Here is a 517-nt window from a genome sequence, read left to right as displayed (position 1 = left end):
CGCCGAAGCCTTGCAGTATCTCGTCCATGGCGCAGCCGCTTCCTTTCCTCCCTCCTCCCTTCTCCTCCTGCCCTCCCCCGCCCCTCTTCCTCCTTGTGTTCTGGCGTTTCTTTTTCCTCTCCTCCTCCCTTTCTTTTCCCTTTCTTCTTTCTCCCTTTCCCTTTCCCTCTCCTTCCTCTTCTCTTTCCTCCTTCTCTTTCCTCCCTCTTTTTCCTCTTTTCTTTTTTCTTCCCCCCCCTTTCTTCCCCCTCTCTTCTTTTCTTTTCTCTCTTTTCTTTTTTTTTCCCCCCCTCTCTCCTTTCCTCCCTTTCTTTCTCCCTTCTTCTTTTCTTCCTTTCCTTTCCCCCCTTTTTCCCCCTTCCTCCCTCCCTTCTTCTTTCTTTTCTCTCCCTTCCTCCTCTCCTTTTCTCCCCTCTTCCCCCCTCCCCCTTTTCTCCCTTCTCTTTCTCCTCCCTCCCTTCCTCCCTTTCTCTCCTCTCCTTTTCTCTCCTCTTTTTCTTCCTTCCTCCTTCTCTTT

General features: G+C 50.9%; 1 protein-coding gene. It reads right to left on the bottom strand.

Annotated elements, in window-relative coordinates:
• A partial coding sequence (locus KW825_RS20770; RefSeq protein ID WP_218330238.1) for a hypothetical protein occupies positions 1-517 on the bottom strand: 517 nt, incomplete at both ends.

This window comes from Aeromonas sp. sif2433, assembly GCF_019218705.1.
GTDB classification, from domain to species: Bacteria; Pseudomonadota; Gammaproteobacteria; order Enterobacterales; family Aeromonadaceae; genus Aeromonas; species Aeromonas encheleia.
This window is presented reverse-complemented; position numbering and strand designations above follow the sequence as displayed.